The sequence below is a fragment of the Achromobacter sp. genome, from assembly GCF_049647645.1.
GTDB lineage: Bacteria > Pseudomonadota > Gammaproteobacteria > Burkholderiales > Burkholderiaceae_B > Achromobacter.
In genome coordinates this window covers 1-5,602 of the sequence record NZ_JBARYB010000133.1, presented here as the reverse complement: position 1 = coordinate 5,602, position 5,602 = coordinate 1, and the positions used below count along the sequence as shown (strand labels likewise).

The 5,602-nt window shown below is 68.4% G+C and carries 2 protein-coding genes and 1 pseudogene; all 3 read right to left on the bottom strand.

All coding sequences use genetic code 11. From position 1 onward, the window contains the following. Nucleotides 1-313, bottom strand: a pseudogene (locus WBB14_RS16065) (hypothetical protein); the annotation flags it as partial. Beyond that, nucleotides 310-4,293 (bottom strand): Pls/PosA family non-ribosomal peptide synthetase, encoded by a 3,984-nt coding sequence (locus tag WBB14_RS16060; RefSeq protein WP_424240722.1) that lies wholly within the window; start codon nucleotides 4,291-4,293, stop codon nucleotides 310-312. The pseudogene WBB14_RS16065 and the gene WBB14_RS16060, both read right to left, overlap by 4 nt. A 226-nt stretch (nucleotides 4,294-4,519) precedes the next feature. Then, a partial coding sequence (gene metE / locus WBB14_RS16055) for a 5-methyltetrahydropteroyltriglutamate--homocysteine S-methyltransferase (protein WP_424240721.1) occupies nucleotides 4,520-5,602 on the bottom strand: 1,083 nt, incomplete at its 5' end.

Here is a 5,602-nt window from a genome sequence, read left to right as displayed (position 1 = left end):
CCAGCACGTCCGCGTCGCCCGGCCAGGCCTGCGCGCCGGCCAGGTCCACGCCCGGCATGCCCAGCCGGGACAGGCCGCAAAGAATATAGGGGCCGCAATAGGAAAACGAGCTGTTCCAGCACGCGCCCTGCGGCATCCGGAGGCCTTTGGGGGTTTCGGTCCAGCCCGGCGGCATGGCCGGGTCGCGCCGCGTCAGCTCGGCGGCCAGCCAGTCCCTGGCCGCTTGCCGCTGCGCCTGCCGCGGCGCCGCCAGGTGCAACAGCCACAACTCCACCGGAGCGCCCTCCCCGGTCAGCCTCAGGGCCAGGGTCACCGCTGCGTCCAAGGCGTGGCCGGGCTGCCGATCCAGGCCTGACCCGCCGGAATGACCTCGCCCTTGAGCACCAGCGTCAGCGGACCGAGGCGCGCGCCGGCTCCGACCCGGGTGTCGTACAGGATGGTGCTGCGCGGTCCCACGTTGACGGCGTCGCCGATGCGGACCAGGCCGATCTTCATCACCCGGTCTTCGAACAAATGGGTCTGCGGGCCCGACCAGGCATGCAGCACCGCGTCATCCCCAATCGAGACGCAGTCGTACTCGGTGATGTCGGTGGTGTCCATGAAAACGCGCTTGCCGATGCGGGCGCCCATGCACCGCAAAGCCAGCGGCAGCCAGGGCGTGGCCCGCAGGAAGTTGAAGAAGTTCGGCACCGCGATGGATTCGTACAGGCTGGTGACCGCTTCGCTCTTCCAGACGAAGGGTGTCCACATCGGCTCGGCGCGCGGCCGGTAGCGGCCGATCAGCGTCCATTTCAGCGCCACCAGGAACAGGAAAGCGCCGACGCCGTACAGCACGCCGGCCAGCATCAGTTCGTCGAAGGCGGAGACGAAGCCTTCGCGCGCGGCGATGGGGATGACCTTCATGACAGTCAGGTAGCCCACCGCGATCACCACGGCCAGCGGCAGGATCATCCGCATGCCCTCGACGCTGCCGCGCAGGATCTTGCGCCCCAGGCTGGGCCGGAAAGTCAGGTGAGCGGGAAAGCCCGCGGTCTGCTCGCGCGCGGGCAGCGCCAGCGGCGGGTTGCCCAGCCAGGTCTGGCCGCTGGCCATGCGGGCGTTGGCCGGCGCCCGGCTCTGCACGCCGATCAACACGTCGTCGGGCAACACCGAGCCATCCGGCACGTAGGCGCCGTTGCCGACGAAACTGCGGTTGCCGATGACGGTGGGGCGCATGGTCATCCAGCCGCCGTCGATTTCCTCGTCGCCCAGCATCACGCCATCGGCAATGAAGCTGTCGCGGCCCAGGGTCAGCATGTCGGGCACCACGCCCATGGCGGTGGAGATTTCCGTGCCGCGCCCGACCTTGGCGCCCAGCAGGCGATACCAGTTGCCGGCGTAGATCGATGCGTACAGGCCGTGCAGCACGCTGAGGCTGGATTCCTGGATCTGGTTGGTCAGCCAGCGCCGCAGATAGATCTGTCCGTACACGGGCCAACGGCCGCCGGCCAATCGGGGCAGCAGCGTCCAGCGCAGCAGCGCGGACACCAGCACCGTCAGCATCAGCAGCAAGGCGCTGGCGGGCAAGGCCAGCAGCAGATAACTGAGAAAGGCTTGGGGCCAGGGCACGCGCGCGCCCATCAGGTCCAGCCAACGCGCGTCGATCCAGTCGATCAGCACGAAGCTGGGGAACACCGGCATGAAGAACAATGCCGCGATCAGCGTGCCGCCGCCCGCGTAGGCCACGCAGTCCAGCCGGCTCCAGAGGCCCTGACGCCGGGGCCGCGGCGGCAGCTCGGGAGCGCGGGCCTGCGGATCGTGCCGCGCCGGCGCGCCGCTCCATATCTGGCCCGCGGGCACTCGAGCGCCCTGCTCCAGGGAAGACAGGCCGTCCAACCGGGCGCCCTCGCCCATCGCCACGTCGCCCTGCAGCACCGAATAGGAACCGATGTAGGCGTGGTCCGCCAGCGTGATCGGCGCCACGCGCCATTCCCCGCCGCGCACCGAGAAATTCTCCAGGTTGACCGCCGCGCCGATGCTGACGCCGTTCCCCACCGACAGCAGGTCGGGCGCGCGCACGGACACGCGGCTGATGGCGGCGTCGCGGCCGATGCGCGCGCCCAGCGCCCGCAAGTACCAGACCTGCAACGGGGATCCGGCCAGCAGATGCGCAGGCGGTATGTCCATTACCCGATCCACCAGCCACCAGCGGTAAAACAACCAGCCGTACAGCGGGTAGCGGCCGGGCTTGAGCCTGCCCAGGATGCCCCACTTGCACGCCACGGCCACGCCGAAGCTCAGCAGATTGCAGGCCAGATAGCTGGCAATGGACAGGGCCACCGCGCGCCAGACGGAGTCGCCCTCGTCGCCGGTCCAATAGTGATAGGTGAAGAACGGCGTCAGCCAGATCAGCATGCGCACGCCGATCAGCAGCGGCAAGGCCGCCAACTGCGCCAGGCCACAGGTCCAGCGGCGCCACTCGGGGGTGGCCGCCGGATCGGCACCGGTCCCGGCGACGCCTGCCGGTCCGGCGGTGGCCTTGGCAGCCGACGCAAGCGCATCCAGCCGGGCTGCCAGCACGCCCAGGACGGGGTGCTGGTACAGCTCGTGCATGGTCAGCGCGGAAAAATGCGGATGCTTGCGCAAGGACGAAACCAGGCGCGCGGCCAGCAGCGAATGGCCGCCCAGATCACGGAAGAAATCGCTCGCCAGCCGCAGCGGCTGCCCCGGGAACAGCGGGCGCAAGGCGTCGAACAAGGCAAGTTCGCCCGGCGTGACGGGCTCGTCGTCTTCGCCGCTAGGCTCGGACACGGCGTCCAGCTCGCGCGCCTTCAGCGCTTTACGGTCGATCTTGCCCGAGGTCAGGCGGGGAACTTCGGCAACCAGCTCGAACCGGGCGGGAATCATGTAGGCGGGCAAGTCCGCGGCGAGCGCGCCGCGCAAGACATGCGGATCCAGCCGCGCCTCGCCCTCGGGCTTGAGAAAGGCCACCAACTGCTCGATGCCCGCGAGATCGCGCAGCACCACGGCCGCGGCGCCCACGCCCGGCTGACGGTACAAGGCGGCCTCGATTTCTCCGAGCTCGACGCGAAAGCCGCGCACCTTGACCTGGTCGTCGCTGCGGCCCAGGCAGTGAATCTGGCCATGCTCATCGATGCGCGCCAGGTCGCCGCTGCGATACATGCGGGTGTCGTAGTCGGCGCAAGGCCAGGGGTTGGCCAGGAATTTCTCGGCCGTCAGCTCGGGCCTGCCCAGATAGCCGCCGGCCACGCCGGGACCGGTGATGCACAGCTCGCCCACCTGCCCTTGCGGCAGCACCGCGCCGTCCTCGCCGCGCACCAGCATGCCGTAGTTGGGCAGCGGCGCGCCTATGGTCACGGGCTGGCCGGGCAGGAGTTCCGCCAGGCTGGCGGACACCGTGGTCTCGGTGGGACCGTAGGTATTGAACAGGCGCCGGCCGGGCGTGGCCCAACGCGGCACCAGAAAGTCCGGACAGACCTCGCCGCCCAGATTCACGATGCGCAGTCCGGGCACGTCGCGCGCGAACAGGGCGAGCAAGGTCGGCACCGCATGCAGCACGGTGACGCCTTCGCGCACCAGGGCGTCCGGCAGCCCTTCCGGGTCCGTGGTCAGCATCTTGGGCGCCACCCACAAGGCCGCGCCGACGAGATAGCTGATCCAGATTTCTTCGAACGACATGTCGAAAGCCACCGAGAAACCCTGGTAGACCTTGTCGTCATGGCGTACGCCCAGCACTTCGTTTTCGCTGCGCAGGAAATGGCAGATGCTGGCGTGGCTGACGGGCACGCCCTTGGGCTTGCCGGTGGAGCCCGAGGTATAGATGACGTAGGCCGGGTGTTCGGGCAGCAGCCCGTCCCGTCTGCGCAAGGCGCCGTCCACGGGTTCCGACAACGCCCAGGTGGTCCACGTGGTCATGCCGTCCAACCGGACCTCGGCGCCGGCGATCAGCCCATTGGCCCCCGCGTCCTGCAGGCAGACCTGCATGCGGTCCGATGGCGTGTCCGATTCAAACGGCAGCCAGGCGGCGCCGGCCTTGGCGATGGCCGCCTGCATCACCAGCAGGTCCGCCCCGCGCGGCAGGCACAGGCCCACAATGTCGCCGGGCCGCACGCCGGCCGCGATCAGATGGTGCGCGGCCAGGTCGGCGCGCTGACCGAGCATGTCGTAAGTGAGAGTGTGATCCAGCCAATGAATGGCGACGGCGGCGGGATGCCGGAGGATCGTGGCTTCCAGAATGTCGGGGAGCGTCTCTGCGAGCAGCAGGTCCGGCCGACAGGGGCCTTGGAGAATCATAGGAACGGCAAGGATCCAGCAATGGGATTTTGCGTATTGACCCATGCCGCGGAATTTCGTTCAAGCAAGATCGAAAAAAATGCCTCGCGCCGCGCCCAGGCTGTGGCTTGCAGCCATCAGACGGGATCCCTTTCATGCAAGAAAGACCCCGGCCCGCGCGACTTGCACGCAAACCGGGGCTGACGCCGGCCCCTCAGATCCGGCTGCGTTCCTGCAAAATGCCTGCTCAGGCGGACTGGCGCAAGGCTCGCGCCGCCTCCACCATGCCGATCAGCGCAGCTTCGGTTTCAGGCCAGGCGCGCGTCTTCAGGCCGCAGTCAGGATTGACCCACAGGCGTTCCTTGGGCAGGCGGGCCGCGGCCTTCTCCATCAGGCCGACCATCCAGTCCACTTCAGGCACGTTCGGCGAATGGATGTCGTAGACGCCGGGACCGATGTCGTTCGGATAGCGGAAGTCCTCGAAAGCCTTGAGCAGATCCATGTTGGAGCGCGACGTTTCGATCGTGATCACGTCCGCGTCCATGGCGGCGATGGATTCGATGATGTCGTTGAACTCCGAATAGCACATGTGCGTGTGGATCTGCGTCTCGTCGCGCACGCCGGCGGTCGACAGGCGGAAGCAATCCACGGCCCAGTCCAGGTAGGCCTGCCAATCGGCGCGGCGCAACGGCAGGCCTTCGCGGATGGCGGGCTCGTCGATCTGGATGACGCTGATGCCGGCGGTTTCCAGGTCCACCACTTCGTCGCGCAGCGCCAGCGCCAGTTGGCGGCAAGTCTGCTCGCGCGGCTGGTCATCGCGCACGAACGACCATTGCAGGATGGTGACCGGACCGGTCAGCATGCCCTTGACCGGCTTGTCGGTCAGCGACTGCGCGTAGGACGACCAGCCCACCGTCATCGGCGCGGGACGGGCGACGTCGCCGAAGATGATCGGCGGCTTGACGCAGCGCGAACCGTAGCTCTGGACCCAGCCGTTCTTGGTGAAGGCGAAGCCGGCCAACAGTTCGCCGAAGTACTCCACCATGTCATTGCGCTCGGGTTCGCCGTGTACCAGCACGTCCAGGCCGACCTTCTCCTGGAAGCGGATGACTTCCTCGATTTCCTTGCGGATGGCGGTCTCGTAGCCCGAGTCCGTCAGCGCGCCCGCCTTCCAGTCGCGGCGCAGGGCGCGGATCTCGGCGGTCTGCGGGAAGGAACCGATGGTCGTGGTCGGGTAGGCGGGCAGGCCCAACTGTTCCTGCTGGCGGGCGATGCGGCCGGCGAACGGCGCGCGGTCGCGCGACACGGCGGCGGCGCCGGCCATGCGCTG